This window comes from Shewanella corallii, from assembly GCF_023349125.1.
Taxonomy (GTDB): domain Bacteria; phylum Pseudomonadota; class Gammaproteobacteria; order Enterobacterales; family Shewanellaceae; genus Shewanella; species Shewanella corallii.
This window is the reverse complement of record NZ_JAKIKT010000003.1, coordinates 244,785-264,506: the sequence shown is the minus strand read 5'-3', so window position 1 is coordinate 264,506 and position 19,722 is coordinate 244,785. Positions and strand designations below refer to the sequence as shown.

Genomic DNA, 19,722 nt, shown 5'->3' with positions numbered 1-19,722 from the left:
AAATCGAGGGACAACTGCGTTGGTTCGAGAAAGCGAGGCGTTCGCTTCGCTCACTTCGAGGTCGGCCGTTGGCCTTCGAGAGGCGAGGGCGCAACTTCGTTGCTGCGAGGGTGAAGCTTTTTTCTCGCTTTCTCGCTTTCTCGCTTTCTCGTTTTCTGCTTTTTCTCGAAGCAAAGCGTCCTGCTCTTCTCGCTTTCTCGAAGGGAACTTGTTCCCGTACTCAACGCGCAGCGTCCTCGTTTCTTTCTTTGCTCGCAGCGAAGCGCCCTAATCCTTAATGCTTTAGAAATAACCTTCCATCTTTTTCTTTTCCATCGAGCCTGCGGTGTCGTGATCGATGGCGCGGCCCTGGCGTTCAGACGTCGTGGTGAGCAGCATCTCTTGAATAATTTCCGGTAGAGTATCTGCACTGGATTCCACTGCGCCAGTCAGCGGATAGCAGCCAAGTGTTCTAAAGCGAACCATACGTTCTTCGATCTGTTCGTGCTGTGCGATTGGCATACGCTCGTCGTCAACCATGATCAACATTCCATCACGGTCCACTACAGGACGCGTTGCGGCGAAGTACAAAGGAACAATCTCAATGTTTTCTTTGTAGATATATTGCCAGATATCAAGCTCAGTCCAGTTTGACAGCGGGAATACCCTAATGCTTTCACCTTTGTGAACACGACTGTTATATGTGTTCCACAATTCAGGGCGTTGGTTCTTAGGATCCCAGCGATGATGTTTGTCACGGAAAGAATAAACGCGCTCTTTGGCCCGGGATTTTTCTTCATCGCGGCGAGCACCGCCAAAAGCCGCATCAAAACCATATTTATCCAGAGCTTGCTTCAGGGCCTGAGTTTTCATCACGTCGGTGTGAACCGCGCTGCCATGGCTGAAGGGGCCGATACCTTGCTCCACACCTTCGGGGTTGGTATGAACAATCAACTCCATCCCCAGCTTGGCTGCCATGCGGTCGCGAAAAGTAATCATTTCTTTAAACTTCCAGGTAGTGTCTACATGCATCAAAGGGAAAGGAGGAGTACCTGGATAAAATGCTTTTGCGGCCAAGTGCAGCATGACAGCAGAATCTTTACCGATGGAGTAAAGCATTACAGGGTTGTCAAACTCGGCAGCAACTTCACGGATAATATGAATGCTTTCCGCTTCAAGTTGTTGCAGGTGAGTAAGGCGTTCAGGTGTCAATCTCATAATAGATTCCATCAGTATTTCTTAGTTGCTTAATTCGGTAAAAGTGCGCGTCCAGCGCTCGTCTGCACGATTGCAGACAATGAAAAATGGATTCAGCAGTTCTTGTTTGCGGCCGTACTCCAATGGAGACAGGTCAGGCTTCAGGACCTGACCACCGGCTTGCTCTACAATGGCTTGAGCTGCAGCAGTATCCCACTCACAAGTTGGTGCCAGTCTCGGGTAAAGATGTGCGGCTCCTTCAGCAACAAGACAAAGCTTCAACGAAGAGCCCATAGACACGGGCTCAACGTCACCCAATGCTGAAGCAAATTGGTTAAGTGTTTCGATGCCGTGGCGACGGCTGCCGACAATTTTCCAGCTCTGTTTATCTATTGGGTTGGCGGCGACTTGAATCGGACTGGCTTGTTGGCCATTTTCGACTTTATAAGCACCAATACCCTGAGCACCGTAATACAAGCGTCCTATGGCAGGGCAGTAAACAACCCCCAAAATAGACTTACCATTTTCAATCAGAGCGATATTGACGGTGAACTCGCCATTTTTGTTGATGAACTCTTTGGTGCCATCCAGAGGATCGATTAACCAGTACTTTTGCCATTGTCTGCGGATATCCCAATCCATCTCAGCTTCTGATGATTCTTCTGAGAGAACAGGCAGATCGCTGAAGTTTGACAGTCCGTCAATAATCATTCGGTGTGACGCGAGATCTGCTTCTGTCAGTGGACTGGAATCCTGTTTTTCGTACTGGGCGAAGTCTGTGTCATAAATAGCCATAATGGCTTCACCGGCTTTAACTGCGACGCTTATTGCCTGGTTTAACAGTTGGTTCAATTTATACTCCTTCCTGGGATGTAACCGTGTTGTCTCAGATAATCGACGACCTGCTTTGCGGCGGTATCAATGTCGATGTTGTGATTCACAATTCTGAGTTCAGGGTTAACTGGTGCCTCATAAGGCGAGTCAATGCCGGTAAAGTCTTTTATTTCTCCGGCTCTGGCTTTTTTATAAAGTCCCTTTGGGTCTCGTTTTTCACATTCGTCCAAAGGAGTGTCGATAAATACCTCAATAAATTCCCCATGTTTGAGCATGTCTCTGACCATTTTTCGATTGGCAGTAAAAGGGGAGATAAAAGCTGATAACACGATTAAGCCTGCATCGACCATTAGGTGGCTCACTTCACCAATACGTCGAATATTTTCCACTCTATCGGAATCACTGAACCCTAAATCAGCACACAAACGGTGGCGAATGTTGTCACCATCCAGTAGATAAGTGTGGCAACTCAGCTTTGCCAACAGAGTTTCCACTCGTCCGGCAATGGTGGACTTACCTGAACCACTCAGTCCGGTAAACCACAATAAGCAGGGCTTTTGTTTTTTCAGCTCACTGCGAGTTTGCTGGTTCACCACATGCTGGTGCCAAACAATGTTTTCGTTATTCATGGTTGTATCTCAGTATAAAAATGCTTTTCAGGGAGCGTTCGCTACGTTCACTTCGAGGTCGGCCTTTGGCCTACTAGAGGCGAGGGCGCAATGTCGTTGTTTCGAGGACGTTCGCTTCGCTCACTGCGAGATCGGCCTACGGCCTTCGAGAAAGCGAGGGCGCAACTGCGTTGCTTTGAGGGCAAAGCTTGAACGCTCTCAGCCTTTTCTCTCAGCGAAGCGTCCTCGGAGAGCCATAGGCTCGTACTCTCTGTCTCGCAGCGGAGCGTCCTCTTTTTTTCTCGAAGCCGACATGTCGGCGTCCTCGAAAAGCCGAAGGCTTGCCCTCGTTGTCTCGAAGCGAAGCGCCCTCGTACCTCGCAGCCTGCTTTGCAGGCGCTCTAACGTTATTAAAACCCCCAAACCATGGGGATAAGTGTCAGTGACACTATGGCGACCAAAGTGCTCAAGGGGAGCCCAAGTTTTACGTAATCCAAATACTTGTAACCTCCCGGCCCCATGACCATAAGATTGGTTTGATAGCCTGTGGGCGTAATAAAGCTGGCTGATGCTGCAACCATAACAGCAACGGCAAAGGGCGCTACATTCGTGTCCAGGCTGGACGCAGTTGATAGTGCCACCGGGAACATGATGATGGCAGCGGCATTATTGGTGATCATCTCAGTCAAAAGCTGTGTCGAAAAATAAATGGCTACCAACGCCAGCAAAGGGGTGGTTGCGTATTGCAACAAGCCGCCAGATAGTGTCTCCGCAAGTCCTGAAACCTGAACTCCTTGTCCCAACGCAAATGCACAGGCAATAACAATCAGAACCTGATAGTCAATGCTTTTGCCAGCATCCTCAAAGCTGATACATCGGCAAACCAACATAGCTGCAGCGGCCAGCAACGCACTGTGGAAAATAGGCAAAACACCAGAGCCTGAAGCCACAATCATGGTGACGAAAATGCCAAGAGTAACTCCCGCTTTGCTGCTGTCTACCTGCAATCCATTGTTGAGTTTGCTGACCAATAAGAAGTCCCGGCTGTATCGGTAACGGAACAAAAAACCTTTTTGCGCTTCAATCAGTAAGGTGTCACCGGCTTGCAGTTCAAGTTCGCCAGGTTTACCACTCAACCGTTGCCCCTGACGGGATATACTTAGCACTACTGCATTGTATTGGTGGCGAAAACGTGATTTTTTAAGCGTGCTGCCAACCATAGGGTTTGATTGTGATAGCACAACTTCAAAAAGTCGTCGCTCGGTATGATGAGCATTCAACTTAAACCTTTGTTGATTAGATAAACTGAGGCCATGAATATTCTGTAGTTCAAATACCGAGTCAGGGTTTCCGGCAAATACCAAAAGATCATGTGCCTCAATCATTGTATTGGTATCAATTGCAGTAATAGGGTGCTCATTACGGATGATTTCTACCAGGAATAACCCGGGCAAGTTTCGCAGGCCCGCGCTTTTGAGATCTTTCCCCACCAATTCACTGTTGCCTGCAACCTGCATCTCCACCAAATATTCACGTGTCTCTTCAAATTGCTCACGGGTACCATGTCGTTGCGGCATAAGCAGGGGAGTGGCGTACTTAAGGTAAACGAGTCCCAGTATGGTTAAAGGAACCCCGACCCAGCTCAATTCAAACAGACTAAACCCATGGCCCAGCGCGTCTCGCATCAGATCATCAACGACCAGATTGGTACTGGTGCCAATCAGGGTGCACAAACCACCAAGAATTGAGGCATAGCTGATGGGGAGTAATACATGGGACAGCTGAATATTGAAGCGTTTACTCATGCTTTGAGTCAGGCTGGTAAACATGGCAACAACGGGGGTGTTGTTCACTACAGCGCTGAGCATAGAGGTTACGGGCAAGATCCTGTTGACCAATTGTCCCGGGGAGCTTGGTTGCCCCACCAAATAGCGACGGATCAGCAGCGTTGCCCCAGACTCTCTTAAACCCGCCACGACCACATAAAGTGCCGCAATGGTGAATATACCTGCATTGGCGAACCCCCCAAGCGCCTGTTGAGTTGACAAGACGCCACTTAACATCAGTGTAGCCGCACCTATCATAAATAGTTTTGCCGGACTAAGAAGGTTAAGCAGTGAGGCAATCAATACACTAACCAACACACCTGAGACGATGATTAAAGAGGACATATATTTGCCCCTTAACCAAAGATGATCTGTTGCTGGCTGAACTTTTGTTTTGCCGCTGCGTACAGTAACTGATCATACTGAACCAAAGGGGTCAGGTGTTCCCTGATTTCAGGACTGCTGAAATCTGCGCCATAGTCAAAGCGATTGATATTCTCTGATTTGAACTCATTGACTGGCTGGCCTAACCCCATCGCTGAAAATACAAGTTGCATCGAGCTGTCAAACTCTTCGGCCAGACCAACCAAATGCAACGATTCAAGTCTGTTCAGCGCCTGGGTTAAATGCGCTGTGGTGACTTTCTGGTTTGGCGCGATATCTGCCAGGTACCTGACCTGAGGGTTATCAAATAAACCGTACTCTCTTGGTTTCATTTCATCGGCAAAAGCAGCCCAGGTGGATGGTGCGCAAAAGTCTTTAGCGAACAGGTTACGGCTGATTTGCTTGACGACTTCGCTATGATTGTTAAAAAACTCCACCTTTTCTGGTTCACTGAGGTGGCAAACCCAGTTGAGATGAGATTTCAGGTGACTGAACGGTTCTCTGAAGAAGGCCAGCGTGATGAAGTCGCCATAGGAAAAGTGTTTAAGGTAGTCGGTAAAGCGAATGTGGCCGGACACATAAGGTGCTTCGATCATGTGATGCCAATCATTCTTCATCCCCTCTGCATGAGTGAATCCTGGATTGTCCTGCAGTTGTGCCTGAATGTTACTGTTGACACTGCTGCCAGCCGTCTTGGGAATGTGAATAAAAAACAGTTTGCGGCCTTGATAATTAGGTTTGGCTATAGACAGAGTCGGTCCAGCCAACATCACCTCAACAATAGCCATAGCTTGGTTGTTGTTGGAGAACACTGCGCAAAAGCCGCAATTGGCATTTGAAAGTTGCTTGCCCTGTAGTACATCTGATCTTGGTTCATTGGCCAACACCACCTGAACTTCTTCACCTTTTGATATTTTCACCCACACTGGGTTTGCGGTTTGCTTACAACCGGCCCAGCCTTTAACTATATGGGAGAAGGGCGTCTCCACCCGGCCAATGTATTTATCATCACCAAATGCGTACCCAAGCGCTTGATTAAGCTGCTTGGGTATCCGCTTAAGTAGTTTTAACTTTGAAACATTCACAATGGATAACCTAGGGAAATAGCCCAACTGGGCATAATAAAAATAGAAAAATTTGTACGCGACTTCATCGCTTCAAGGTCGTTCATTTCACTCACTTCGAGGACGGCCTGTGGCCTTCGAGAAAGCGAGGGCGCAACTGCATTGCGTCGAGATCGTTCGCCTCGCTTACTTCGAGGTCGGTCTGCGGCCTTCGAGAAGGCGAGGGCGCAACTGCATTGCGTCGAGATCGTTCGCTTCGCTTACTTCGAGGACGGCCTGTGGCCTTCGAGAAGGCGAGGGCGCAACTGCATTGCGTCGAGATCGTTCGCTTTGCTTACTTCGAGGTCGGCCTGCGGCCTTCGAGAAGGCGAGGGCGCAACTTCGTTGCTCGGAGGGCAAAGCTTGAACGCTTTCAGCATTTTCTCGAAGCGAAGCGTCCTCGTTTTCTGCTTTTTCTCGCTTTCTCGCAGCGCAGCGTCCTGATTTTTTGCTTTTTCTCGAAGCCGACTTGTCGGCGCCCTCGAAGAGCCGCAGGCTCGTACTTGCTTTCTGGCTTGTTCTCGAAGTCAGCTTCGCTGACGCCCTCACCCTATCGAGAAATCTTCTCTGCTGCGGGTGAGGTTAGGGTTGTAATAAGGATCATTGTCCAGCCAGGGCTGCCAGTATTGGCTTAGTCTGGCCTTTTCCCGGTCAAAACGTGCGTTTTTTTCAGGGCTGGTATCCTGCCCGCGGGTCTTGGACTCATGATGATAAAGCTCTGCATAAGGGGTATACAGGTTGCGGTAACCAGCCTTCATTACCTTAAGGCAAAAATCCACGTCGTTATAGGCCACTTCGAAGCTTTCCGTCAGGCCGCCAACCTCATCGTAAATGGATTTTTTGACTACCAAACAGGCGGCGGTCACGGCACTTAAATTTTGCGGCAACTGCGCGCGGCAAAAATAGCCGGGAGCATGGCGTTCAATCCCTCTGTGGGAGTGAGCTGCATAACCACCCAGCCCCAATACCACACCGGCATGCTGAATGGTGTCGTCCGGGTATAGGAGTTTGGCTCCGACGCAGCCCACTTCAGGTCGAATGGCCTGGGTAACCATCTCCTTGAGCCAATCGGCTGAGATGATTTCGGTATCATTATTCAGCAGGCAAAGTAGCTCAGCATCGGTATTGTCGGCAGCCAGGTTATTGATGCGGGAATAATTAAATTCGCCGTCATCCCGGATCACCTTAAAGCCTGGGGTATGTTTGAGAGAATGCAGGTAATCCAGTGCGTCGACATCGTCAGAGCCATTGTCAACAATGACAACTTCCATATTCTGGTAGTCAGTACTGAGCAAACTGACGATACAGGGCTTGAGCACCTCAAGGCCATTGCGGGTAGGGATGATTACCGCGACTTTCGGCAATACCGCTGGCAGCGGCCAGCGTACTCGGTAAAAATGGGCTCTGTCGGTATATTCGGCGGTAGCCCCCGGGCAAATCATCTCAAGGTGCGCATTAAGCGCATTCAGGCCAGCTTTATCAGTATAGGGTTTGGCATCTGAGCTGGTGGCAGTGGAGCCCTCTACCATGCGCCAGTGGTACAGCACCTTGGGGATGTGCCGTATTTCACTGGCATCCAGTTCGCGACTGGCTCTGAGAGCTAAATCATAATCCTGGGCACCATTGACTTTAACGCCAAATCCGCCAAGTTGATTGACAAATGTGCGACGGTAACAGCACAGGTGGGTCAGATAATTGTGGGCCAGCAGCAGCTCGGGGTTCCAGCCTGATTTGAAGTGAGGCGTGACTCGCTCACCGGCTTCTGTCATCAGGTCTTCATCACTGTATATCAGCTTGATATCCGGTGACTGGATGATGATATCTGCCAGTTCATGCAATGCATGGGGCGACAGCATATCGTCATGATCTAAAAAGCATATATAGTCTCCAGTGCAATAGCTCAGACCAGTATTGGTGGCGGCGCTGATGTGACCATTAAGATCCCGCTGAATAATTTGAATACGCGGTTCTGCTTTGCTCTTTGCCTGCCATTCATTTAAACAGGCTTTGATGGTGACGCAAGTGGATGCATCATCGACCACCACTAATTGCCATTTGCTATAGTTTTGTGCCAGTACCGACTCGATACAGGCGTTTAGCCACTCAGACTTAGCATTATAGGTCGGCACCACAATCGAAAAGCTGGGGCTATTATCTCGTGCTGCCAACTCTATCGGGTTGGTGCGTGACCAGAGCTTGGGCTCTGACTCAGTAATCCAGCGTTGATATTGAGTCATGCTGCATACTTCATGTTCGAACAGTTGGTTATATGCGGCAATAAAATCCGCTAATCCCAGATCTTTAAGTTGAATTTTTCTACCATGCTTATGACTTAACTTTTGCGTCATACGCTTCAGTGCGAAGCGCTCTAGCAGACATTTCAAAACCACAGCATTAACGTTGAGGTTCTGGTAAGGCTGATAAAGTTCGATGATCCTAACTTTCACCGTTGATGAAACTGGTAGATAAATGATTCGCTTACATATTTGGTCTGGTTTCAGATGCAAAGATAAAGAATAGGTTACATTGTCTTTTCCCAAAACTACTAGCTTTAATTTCTTTCCTTTAATTATTCGTGTATCTACTTCTAGCATATAAAATGAAGAAGTTAAGAAGGTTCCATCTTCTGGTTTATTTACTAGGTGACCTAGGGGTTTTGGTTGGTTTAACCAGTTGAATAAAGTGGTTGTAATTTTTTTCACTAATATGCGTGCTTATAGCAATAGAAAAATCAATATGTACTATTTCTTTGTGGTGGAATAGAGTGTGAGCTTAATGCGATATGTTTGATATAGGTTCTTTAATTGTCTGGTTTAATATTTGATTTATTCATATAAACGGCAACTTTATATATTGTGTTGGTAAGTTTTAATAAGGGCGGTATTCAAAATTAGGAGCTCTCCGAAGATATGGTTATAGCCTCTCATTATATATGCAATGTCAAAAATGTTATGATGTATTGTAAAGCAAGGTCCCTGCTCCCAAAGAGCAGGGAATGAATATCGCTAGTTCCTATGGTGTTAGATGATAAATTTTTAAGAGATTAAAATTAGACGAGCTAGATAGAGTACATATTATGACTTTTACTTATCTATATTTCTAGATACGATGTATTTATTCTTCCAATAATACTCTAAGTTACTCGTCAAGTCATACCCTAAAGTATTTACTGCTAACTCATATATACCTGGCTCATTAATAACCTGTAATATTTCATGATACTCCATGTCAGTAATCCACTCATCATTTATTTTAAACTTTCTGTCAGCTTTAATAAGTTGGACTTTTGGGTTACCACCGATTGAATGAAATATTTCATCCTTGGCTTTATCTTTGTTGGCGTTTAGATTTAGAAAGTTTTTCATTCTAGCTATTGTATGGTCTTGCTTTTCTATCAGATCTTCATTTTTAACTACTATATAGTTAATACCTTCAATATTTAAAGTCCTGAAAATATCTATATAAGTATCACGCCATAGTTTAGCGAAGCTCCAAAAATCTCTATTGTTCTTTTCGGAGTTACTAACTGGTAAAGACTTATAATAAGATAGTGCAAACATGATTGGGTTTTTGACCGTTACTATAACTCGAATGTTAGCTTTTTCCTCCAAGCTGAATTTTGAAGTGATTGTTCGAAACCAAGTGATATGTTTAGACCCATCTACAAGATGATCAACATTCAATACGGATTTCAGCTCACGATATATATTAATATCTACTCCAATATTAGAAAGTTTATCTATTAAGTCTTTGCTATAAACTGGGCATTCTTTTGAAACGGAAAAACATGATTCGCATATTGTTGTAGAAATGTTGTTAGACTTGAATGCAGGGAGTCTATCTATCTCACCAATATACGAACAATTTTCTAAGCTGGAAAGAGTGTTTCCGATTATTGTACTGCCTGAGAATGGTGTTCCTAAAATAAATGAAATATTCATAATACATCCTTTCTAATACTTTTTGAGATCATTTCCCCACTATGTTCAAAAACAAACTTTAAGTGACTTAAATCTGTAGTTGTGGAGTCTTTAGGTATAATAAAGTGATATCCTGAAAACTTCATTTCATCTTCGCCATAAGCACGTGAAACGTCCTCCCTTATTTTTTTCTCAGGAGCGTAAATTTGAGAGGTTTTATTGTCTAGTATATAAATATCTGGAGTCCCGTAATTACTGCTTTGAAAGAACCACCCATCAATTTCAATCGTATTTTTTGAATCGTTTTGTTCTGCTTTTTTCTCAATCACAGTATCTACAATCAGCCTCCATCTACCCCTGTTTGAAATTCTGCCAATTGCTGATCTAAATAGATTCCTTCGCTTTTTATGAAGAGTGGTTGAGGCTATGCTGGAGCCATTTAGTTCACAGCCAATAAATATCTTGTCAGCATTTTTATCAATATCTATTACGGTTATTTCAATAAACCCCATCGAATTTTTTTGTGTTTTATAAAAAATGTTATTACCCTGATTATCTATAATCTTATGGGGTAAGGCGGAATGTACTCCACCCCCAAAAACAATCTTTATAGAGTCGCAGCTATGTATTCCACTGATAACTATTAAAGATAAACCATTGCTGTTTTTTCTAATATCTAGATCCTGATATCCAACTTGTTTACCTTTCTTAATTAGATAACACTTTGCCTTGCCATAATTTATATAGTTCAGCTCTGAATCATTTATTCCTGCGAGGACTTTAAAACCACTTTTCCAGTAAACATCTTCCATCGACATGGAATCGTATTCGTAATAGCTAAAGTAACTAGATAGATCTGTTAAGCTCTTGTTGATAATGTATTCATCTGAATCTTCTAGCATGTTTTCATCATGCTTCCACTCAGAAAAAAGTGTTGCTTCATGTAACGTCGGTGTTACCATGGCACGATATGCAATATTTCTTATTTGAGTTCGCCAATATTCATTCGTACACTGAGAATCCATTCCTTGATGTAGCATCAATTGGTAAAACACCTTAATACCCTTTTGAATTTCGAGCATCTGTGTTTTTTGTGAAGAGCTAATATACTTGTTATGCAATATTGGAGTGCCATCTGCGTGATATCCTATCGTTGTACCTATTGTCGCACCACAGGATTGTTCTAGAATTTCAACGCTGCGGATAAAAGCCCAAAAAGAATCTTCAGGCATCCCGCTTTGATAAATATAACCATAGCTTTCTCCGTTATTTTCAGATCTTATATTTGGAGTGGTAGCGAGGTATATTCCAATAAAATTAACCTTCCACCCTAACAGTTTCTTTAGTTTGTTTAAAGACTTTTGTATTGAGCCATTCCATCCTACGTCTACTAAAGCAATGTTTAAATCTGAGGTTAGGTCGATATCATGTAGTTTATTCTCAATATGATTCTTTAACCCATATCTTACCGTGTTACAAGTCTCTGTTATTTTATTTACAATACCGTTTTGTAAAAGCTCATCATAAATAAATTGTTTGTTTTCTTCATCGATTTTTTTATTTAATATATTTTCAATGGCGCCGTAATCTCTTTCGATCAAATTAAAGCTATTGACTAATTGGAATACGGAAATGGACTTTCTTCCCTTGATGTAATCACAAAACTCAGAAAACGTGAATTCAGAGATTGCCGCTAACCTACTTGTTTTTCTAGATATGTACAACTCTTCACTTTTTACTGTTGTTTGTACAGACTCAGACCTTATGTCATCTAATTGTTTTAGAAATTGCCCCTCTCTCATTAAAAATAATTTTGCTTTTACATTGCTGTCTAAAACCAGATGGTTCATCCAAGAGATAAAAGATGAGTATATCGGCCCTAGAATACCACTTCCATAACCGGAATAGTTATTAACATCTTCAATTTTTAAAAGTTGATATGATTTTGCTCTGATTGACGTTAGCCCTAAATCCTCGTATACACCTTCCTTAATTCTTGAAGGTGGATACTCTAAGTTTACGGAGTCCCAGAATTCCGAAGATCCATTTGGAATTAGATAGCTATGGATTCCAATTTCAGACGACTTAATAACGTCTGAATGATAATTGTCACCAAAGTGAGCAATTTGCCAGGGCTTTACCTGTTCGATTTCTAAAATTTTGGAAAATAAAGACGAGTACTTTCCACAGCCGTAATTACAGGAGACATATACCTCATCGATAAGGTCCTCATCGTCAATGATGGCCTTAAGAAAATCTTTTGGTAAATAAATGTCTGAAACTACAATAACTCTTTTACCTAAAGACTTGGCTAGCTTTACAATGTTCCAAGCTGGCTCATACTTAAATATTGTTTTTTTCTCTTGGATTAATTCTTCATTAATAATGCTATTGGTTATGTTTGGGTTATTCGGCAGGCCTAGGAGTTCGAGGTCAAAATATTTGTATATATCATAGATATTTACTTCCCCATTTTTATTGACCTCCCTTTTTCTTGCTTCGGATTCAGCCTCAACTCGATACTTTAAAAATTCATCATTTGATACATTTTGCTGAATGATTCCTTTCGTCCTAAGACTCTGAGATAAGGTTAGAAATACTTCCTTTGGATCTTTATGGGTTCTTCCCACCAGAGTATCAAAAAAATCGAAGCTTACTATTGAGATAGCTTCATTTTTTACTATGGCGTGAATTTCAGATAAATAGGATTGTTTTTCAAATTTCATTTCAATTTTCTTTTAAACAAGTAATGATTGTTCGCGTGTTGCACGTATATTTAATTTGGTATATGCGATGTAGATGATGTCACAGCACTTTTTTCGACCAAGCTTACGGGGCCTTGCTATAGGTTTTAATTCGGTTCGGTAATGGCAATTTAATGTAATGGATAACTCCAATATGATTTAACCGTTGACCTTATTTTTCAGTCTTTGATGACTGATTTTACTGGCTGCCACCAGTGTTGATTTATCAAGTACCAGTAAACAGTTTTTCGAATTCCGTTCTCTAAGTTTTCGGCTGGTTTATAGCCCAGTTCATTAGTCGACTTGGTTGGATCGATGGCATAGCGGCGATCATGACCTGCGCGATCTTCAACGTAGGTGATCAGATCTTCGCTTTGGCCTTCAATGGCGGCGGTCGCATTTGGGAAGCGAGAAGCTAGGGAGCTCAGCGCAAATGCCTCATTCATCAACTTACATATCAGTTTAACGATGTCGATATTGGCCCACTCGTTTATGCCGCCTATGTTGTAGCACTCACCGAGACGTCCCTTCTTCAGTACCAGTTCAATGCCGCGGGCATGGTCAGTCACATACAGCCAGTCGCGGATTTGCTGGCCGTCGCCATATATAGGCAAGGGCTTGTTCGCCAGAATGTTGGTGATTACCAGAGGAATAAGTTTTTCCGGGAAGTGGTACGGCCCATAGTTGTTAGAGCAGTTAGAGGTAGTGACCTCAAGCCCATAGGTATGGTGGTAAGCACGAACCAGGTGATCAGACGCTGCCTTACTGGCGGAATATGGCGAGTTAGGGGCGTACTGGGTTTCTTCAGTGAAAGCTGGATCTGTTGGGCTTAAGGTGCCATACACTTCATCTGTGCTCACATGGTGGAAGCGATGGGGCAGAGGCTGCTGGCCTTTTGCCTTGGGGGCATCAATCCACACTTTTTTGGCGGCTTTCAGCAAGCTGTGAGTGCCAATGATGTTGGTTTCGATAAAGGCATCCGGGCCACTGATGGAGCGGTCTACATGACTCTCTGCAGCGAAGTGCACCAGGGTATCAATACCGTGTTTAGTCAACAGTTGCTCTACCAGGTCTGTGTCACAGATATTGCCGTGTACAAAGTGGAAATTGGCGTTATCAGCAACCGGGTCCAGGTTGGCTTTATTGCCAGCATAGGTCAGAGCATCCAGCACAACTAGGGTATCTTGCGGATGTTCAGACATCCAGTAATGTACAAAGTTGGCGCCGATAAACCCGGCACCACCAGTAACGAGTAACTTACTCATTAAAAGTCCTTTAGTTTAGTTCGTTCGCTGTGCTCACTTCGAGGGCGGCCTGCGGCCTACGAGAAAGCGAGGGCGCAACTTCGTTGCTTTGAGGGCTTTCGTTTCAATCACTTCGAGGTCGGCCTGCGGCCTACGAGAAAGCGAGGGCGCAACGTCGTTGTTTTGAGGGCGTTCGTTTCACTCACTTTGAGGTAGCGAGTATGCAATTGCGTTGCTTCGAGGACGTTCGTATCACTCACTTCGAGGTCGTTCGCTTCGCTTACTTTGAGGTCGGCCTGCGGCCTACGAGAGGCGAAGGGGAAGCATGTACGCTTTCATCGGTTTCTCGCAGCGCAGCGACCTTGTTTTTCTCGAAGCCGACTTGTCGGCGCCCTCGAAGAGAACTTGTTTCCGCACTCGCAGCGAAGCGTCCTCGAAGAGCCGAAGGCTCGCTCTTTACACTTCTTGCATCATTTTTTTCAGGCTGTCGCGCCAGTGGGGGGCGGTGAAGCCCAGGGCTTTTTGAATTCTGCAGGTATCCATCACGCTGTAGGTCGGACGCTTAGCCGGAGTAGGGTAGTCTGCGGTAGTAATTGCTCCCAAGGGAATGGTTTCACACATTAAGCCCTGTTCAAAGCCGATGGATTGAATGGCAGACGCAAAGTCATACCAGCTAATACCTTGAGTTTGCTCACTGCTATCTGAATAGTGGAACAGGCCATTCACTTCTGACTGCAAGGCCAGTTGCCAACATACCCATGCCAGATTGTGAGCCCAGGTGGGCGTACCAATTTGGTCACCAACAATGCCTAACTGGTCACGCTCATTCATCAGGCGCAACATGGTTTTGACAAAGTTATTGCCATGTCTGCTGTATACCCAGGATGTGCGAACGATGGCGTATCCAGCCTTGTGATCTACTGCCAATGCCTCAAGCAGTTGCTGCTCACCTTTAAGCTTTGAGTCACCATACACACTTAAAGGCGCTGGCGTATCTTCTGGCTGATAAGGGCTTTGTTTTTCACCATTAAAGATGAAGTCGGTTGAAACATGCACCAAGCGGACACCATGCTGGCGACATGTTGTTGCCAAATGCCCCACAGCGTGAGCATTAACGGCATAACAGATCTCTTTATCTGTTTCGGCTTTATCTACGGCGGTATAGGCCGCTGCGTTAATCACCACGTCAGGCTTTAATTCAGCGATAGTGCTGAACACCGCATCACGGTCAGTGATATCCAACTCGGCAGAGTCGGTGTAAATAGCTTCAAGGCCAGTAGGGCAACTGCGCTGCAGTTCATAACCCAACTGACCTTTGCTGCCAGTAATTAGTATTTTCATATAAACCTTTAAGGAGAGGGCGTTCGTTTCACTTACTTCGAGGTCGGCCTATGGCCTTCGAGAAAGCGAGAGCACAAATCGGAGATTTGTTTCGAGGGCGTTCGTTTCGCTCACTTCGAGGTCGGCCTATGGCCATCGAGAAAGCGAGAGCACAAATCGGAGATTTGTTTCGAGGGCGTTCGTTTCACTCACTTCGAGGTCGGCCTATGGCCTTCAAGAAAGCGGGAGCACAAATCGGAGATTTGTTTCGAGGGCGTTCGTTTCACTCACTTCGAAGTCGGCCAGAGGCCTCCGAGAAACCTAGTACGCAACTTCGTTGCTGCGAGGGTCAAGCTTTTTCTCGTTATCTCGAAGCGCAGCGTTCTCGGAGAGCCGGAGGCTCGTACTCGTTTTCTCGAAGCGAAGCGTTTTGCTTTACTATCTATTTTTCCTAATCAATGCCCCGAGCATTTTGCTGATTTGCTCAGCTTCATCCATCCAGTTGGCACCAAGTAGAGGGTCTATGTAACCAATTTCGATACCAATATCGACTTGAGTTTTAAACTCTCCAATAGAACCTTTGGCGAAGTCCAAAAATCTCACTTTTTCCTTCGATGAAAGTCGCTCGAAACCTTCGGCGATATTACTGGGGACACTTAAAATCGCTCTGGTGATTTGGCTCTTAAATCCAAAATCATTCAAAGCCGCAAGTGCTTTGTAAACATCAACTGCAAGCTTTCTACTGCGTAGCCAAACATCCATGTTTTCGTACTGCATAACTCAGCCCCCTGAACATATAGAATTTTACAGTTTAGAGTGCAATACGGAGATTTGCGTCGAGTTCGTTCACTTGGAGGTTCGTCTAAGGCCTGCGAGAAAACGAGGGCGAAACTTCGTTACTGCGAGGGTGAAGCGTTCTCTCGTTTCTCGTTTTCTCGAAGCGCAGCGTCCTTGTTTCCCTCTTTTTCTCGAAGGGAGCTTGCTCCCGTACTCGGAGAGCCGCAGGCTCGTACTCGTCTTTTCGAAGTCAGCTTTGCTGACGCTTTAAAAGGTATCTGCTTCGCGGAATGGCTTACCGTTTTGGTCTTTTTCAGACAGTAGCGGTTGTTCGCCATTGACCAGTGGCCATTCGATACCGATATCTGCGTCGTTCCATAGCAGGCTGCGGTCATGTTCCGGTGCATAGTAGTCTGTGCACTTGTATACAAACTCAGCGGTTTCACTCATGACGTAGAAGCCGTGTGCGAAGCCTTCTGGTACCCATAGCTGGCGTTTGTTCTCTGCTGACAACTCAACACCAACCCACTTACCAAAAGTAGGGGAACTTTTACGCATATCGACGGCAACATCGAATACACAGCCCTGAACCACGCGGACCAGCTTGCCCTGAGTGTGCTGCATTTGATAATGCAAACCGCGCAGGATGCCCTGACCGGATTTTGAGTGGTTGTCCTGCACAAAGGGCTTGCCGCCGGTGAGTTCATCCATCAGGCTGGCGCGAAAAGTCTCCATAAAGAAGCCTCTCTCGTCGCCGAAGACCTGAGGCTCAACAATTTTGACTTCAGGGATAGTGGTATCGACTAAACGCATAGTGCCTCCGGTTCATCCAATTGGCTGCTGCGCTCCGGATTTTTTCGCGGAGAAGGCTGTGATGCCAGTTGGAGAATACTCAATAGGTATTGCCCATAACTGCTTTTTTGATATTTGATTGCTTGCTCTTTCAGTTGTTGTTCGCTGATAAGTCCCAAGCGGAATGCAATTTCTTCAGGGCAGCAGATTTTCAAACCCTGACGTTTGTTAATGGCCTGAATGAACATGCTGGCGTCCAATAAACTGTCGTGGGTGCCTGTGTCGAACCAGGCGGTATCGCGACTCAGCAGTTGTACCTTCAACTGATTTTGCTCTAAATAAACTCGGTTGACATCGGTAATCTCCAACTCTCCGCGAGCTGAGGGTTGAATATTTTTTGCGATTTCAACTACCTGATTATCATAAAAATAAAGGCCAGGAACCGCATAGTCTGATTTTGGATATTTAGGCTTTTCTTCCAGTGACAGCACGTTACCTTCAATATCAAATTCAACGACCCCGTAATCTTCAGGATTGGTTACCCGGCAGCCAAAGACCAGTGCGCCCTGTTGATCACAGGATACCGCCTCCAGCATTTCTCTCGACATATTGTGACCGAAGAACAGGTTGTCACCCAAAACCAGGCAGACGGGGGTATCACCAATAAACTCTTCACCGATAATGAAGGCTTGCGCCAGACCATCTGGAGATGGCTGAACCGCATATTCCAATGAGATCCCCCATTGGCTGCCGTCACCCAACAATTTTCTAAATGCTTCCTGCTGATCCGGTGTGGTAATGATCAATATCTCTCTGATACCCGCCAACATCAAGGTGCTGAGAGGGTAGTAGATCATAGGTTTATCATACACAGTCATCAGTTGTTTGCTGACAGACTGGGTCAGAGGATACAACCTGGTCCCAGATCCGCCAGCGAGTATGATTCCTTTCCGCCTTACTTGCTTTTCGCTTTTGGCCATTTCGAACATCGTGGGTCCTTACTACAAAGGGTTTTGGGTTTAAAATTCTTTAGGGTGGCCTGCGGCCTACGAGAGGCGAGGTCGCAACTTCGTTGTTTGGAGGTCGGCTTACGCCTGCGAGAAAACGAGGGCTCAACTCCGTTGCTTCGAGGTCGGCCTGCGGCCTTCGAGAAGGCGAGTACGCATGAGGGTAAAGCTTTAACGCTTTCAGCTTTTTCTCGCTTTTTCTCGAAGCGAAGCGCCCTGATCTTCTGCTTTTTCTCGCTTTCTCGCTTTCTCGAAGGGAACTCGTTCCCGCACTCGAAGCGCAGCGTCCTCACTTTCTCGAAGCGCCTTTGGCTTGTCCTGCACTTATATCTTCAAGACTACTGCTGCCGACATGGCGATTTGGAAAATGATCTGGGTGATATCCTTGGCAAACTGCATGCTTTTTTCATCAGGCTTGGACAGTACGAAGATTTCATCACCCGGGCCAACAACAGAAGCGCGGCTCAAGTTATCGTTAGCCGTAATAAAGCTGCCATTGGGTTTCATCACCAGAATGTTCATTTCGTCGATGTCCTGGCTGGCACCGCCGGCTTTATCGATAAAGTCTTCAACCGACATGTCGCCGTTATAAGCTATTGCCGTTGGGAACATCACTTCACCGTGAATAATCACCAGATTACGCTTGGCCGGGATCACCACTTTGTCACCCTGTTGCAGCGTGATTTGACTCAAGTCGCTGTCTTTGGTCAGTAGGACCTGGCCTTTCGGCTGGACCTGACGGGCCTTTTCAATCCATCGCAAAATCACTTCGGCTTCAGCGACTCTTAGCTCAGCAGCTTCTTTGGTGCCAGAGCGGGCGGTCAGTACTGACTGTTCCAGAGCAGACAATGAAGCCTGCAGCATTTCGAATTGGCGGTCAGCGACTGATTCACGGTAAAGCTGCACTGCGCCGGGGTTGGATAAGACACTGAACTCGGTGTTTGCAAGCAGATCCTGAAGACTGGCTCCCCATGGCAGTACCATTTCCTGGGCTGAGTTGTGCTCGCCTATTAAGTCGATACTGATGGAGTTCGGTCTCAGTTGAGCGGTGACTTTTACAAGTGCACCAGGCTCCACCTGGATGTTGGCAGCATCATTAATATTGTACTGAGTCGCATTGACCTGACGATTACCATTGATATTGGTGGCTGAGTCAAAATCTGGTGCGACGATAGTGACATGAGTTGCCTGCTCGTCTGCGACTACGGCATCCAGAATTGGTTTGAGCGTGTTGTCTTTACCTTTGAAAGACACCAGCTCGTAGCGGCCCTGAAATCCAACTTTTCCTTCCAGCGTAATTTCGCCTTGTTTGGGGGCGATAAAAATTACATCGCCATCCTGTAACTGCAGGGCAGGCATGGTGCCCGATTGTAAAAAAGTATACAGGTCGATTTGAGACACGATTTTGTTACCGCGTTTAACCTGAATATTGCGGTAGCTGCCTATGTCGTTGCGAATGCCGCCGGCCTGATCGATAAAGCGCAATACACTGTCTGCGCTTTGTCCTTCATACAGACCTGGGTTGTTCACCATGCCGGAGAGAAAAACTTTAACGGTTTGGCTGGACATTAATGAGGCATAGACCTCGACGTTTGATTTATAAACCCGCTTTACGCTGGCCAGAATCACTTTGTTGAGCTGGCTATTGGTCACCCCCAACACTTTGATGGGACCGACTTTAGGAATGAAGATGTTGCCCTGGGGATCTACCTGCACTTCTGCCTGATAGTCGACGCCGCCCCAAACCTGAATTAATAACTTATCGCCCTGAGTAATTTTGTAATCCGGGTTGGTCGCGGAGAAGGAATGTGTCTTAAACGCGCCATTGAATAGCCAATTACCGTAACGTGTTTGCTTGCCTTCGGTAATAATGGTTTGTACCTGCTCGGCATCAGCATCTTGTTGGAACGAGACCGCGGCGTGAGCAATACCGGCAAACATAATTGAGCTGGCCAGCAGTGAAGCCGTAATTTTGTTGTATTGCATA

At 45.7% G+C, this 19,722-nt stretch carries 14 protein-coding genes; all 14 read right to left on the bottom strand.

Going from position 1 to position 19,722, the window contains the following annotated elements; genetic code table 11:
• Positions 1–282: 282 nt before the first annotated feature.
• Entirely contained in the window at positions 283–1,191 is a 909-nt protein-coding gene (gene cysD, locus L2725_RS10340) for a sulfate adenylyltransferase subunit CysD (RefSeq protein ID WP_249249077.1), read from the bottom strand.
• A gap of 27 nt (positions 1,192–1,218) precedes the next feature.
• Complete coding sequence (gene cysQ / locus L2725_RS10335; RefSeq protein ID WP_249248890.1) at positions 1,219–2,028, bottom strand: 3'(2'),5'-bisphosphate nucleotidase CysQ; 810 nt, start codon at positions 2,026–2,028, stop codon at positions 1,219–1,221.
• A complete protein-coding gene (gene cysC / locus L2725_RS10330; RefSeq protein ID WP_249248889.1) occupies positions 2,025–2,639 on the bottom strand; it encodes an adenylyl-sulfate kinase in 615 nt (204 codons plus the stop codon). Before cysC ends, cysQ begins: the two co-directional genes overlap by 4 nt.
• A gap of 389 nt (positions 2,640–3,028) precedes the next feature.
• A complete protein-coding gene (locus L2725_RS10325) occupies positions 3,029–4,789 on the bottom strand; it encodes an SLC13 family permease (RefSeq protein ID WP_249248888.1) in 1,761 nt (586 codons plus the stop codon).
• Positions 4,790–4,800: 11 nt separating this feature from the next.
• Entirely contained in the window at positions 4,801–5,913 is a 1,113-nt protein-coding gene (locus tag L2725_RS10320) for a hypothetical protein (protein WP_249248887.1), read from the bottom strand.
• A gap of 563 nt (positions 5,914–6,476) precedes the next feature.
• Positions 6,477–8,279, bottom strand: a complete 1,803-nt coding sequence (locus tag L2725_RS10315) for a glycosyltransferase family 2 protein (RefSeq protein ID WP_249248886.1) — start codon at positions 8,277–8,279, stop codon at positions 6,477–6,479.
• Positions 8,280–9,014: 735 nt separating this feature from the next.
• Entirely contained in the window at positions 9,015–9,872 is an 858-nt protein-coding gene (locus tag L2725_RS10310) for a sulfotransferase domain-containing protein (RefSeq protein ID WP_249248885.1), read from the bottom strand.
• The gene (locus L2725_RS10305; protein ID WP_249248883.1) at positions 9,869–12,577 is read right to left on the bottom strand and encodes a hypothetical protein; all 2,709 of its coding nucleotides are present in this window, start codon (positions 12,575–12,577) and stop codon (positions 9,869–9,871) included. Before L2725_RS10305 ends, L2725_RS10310 begins: the two co-directional genes overlap by 4 nt.
• 197 nt (positions 12,578–12,774) lie before the next feature.
• Entirely contained in the window at positions 12,775–13,860 is a 1,086-nt protein-coding gene (gene rfbB, locus L2725_RS10300) for a dTDP-glucose 4,6-dehydratase (RefSeq protein WP_249248881.1), read from the bottom strand.
• A gap of 435 nt (positions 13,861–14,295) precedes the next feature.
• Positions 14,296–15,180 (bottom strand): dTDP-4-dehydrorhamnose reductase, encoded by an 885-nt coding sequence (gene rfbD / locus L2725_RS10295; protein WP_249248879.1) that lies wholly within the window; start codon positions 15,178–15,180, stop codon positions 14,296–14,298.
• A 417-nt stretch (positions 15,181–15,597) separates the two neighbouring features.
• Positions 15,598–15,936 (bottom strand): four helix bundle protein, encoded by a 339-nt coding sequence (locus tag L2725_RS10290; protein WP_249248877.1) that lies wholly within the window; start codon positions 15,934–15,936, stop codon positions 15,598–15,600.
• A 267-nt stretch (positions 15,937–16,203) separates the two neighbouring features.
• Positions 16,204–16,749: a dTDP-4-dehydrorhamnose 3,5-epimerase gene (gene rfbC / locus L2725_RS10285; protein WP_249248876.1), complete on the bottom strand. Its 546-nt coding sequence runs from the start codon at positions 16,747–16,749 to the stop codon at positions 16,204–16,206.
• A complete protein-coding gene (gene rfbA / locus L2725_RS10280) occupies positions 16,740–17,717 on the bottom strand; it encodes a glucose-1-phosphate thymidylyltransferase RfbA (RefSeq protein ID WP_428985281.1) in 978 nt (325 codons plus the stop codon). The genes rfbC and rfbA overlap by 10 nt, the downstream gene beginning before the upstream one ends.
• A 342-nt stretch (positions 17,718–18,059) precedes the next feature.
• On the bottom strand, positions 18,060–19,721 hold the full coding sequence (locus L2725_RS10275) for a polysaccharide biosynthesis/export family protein (RefSeq protein ID WP_249248874.1): 1,662 nt from the start codon (positions 19,719–19,721) through the stop codon (positions 18,060–18,062).
• Between the last annotated feature and the right edge of the window lies 1 nt (position 19,722).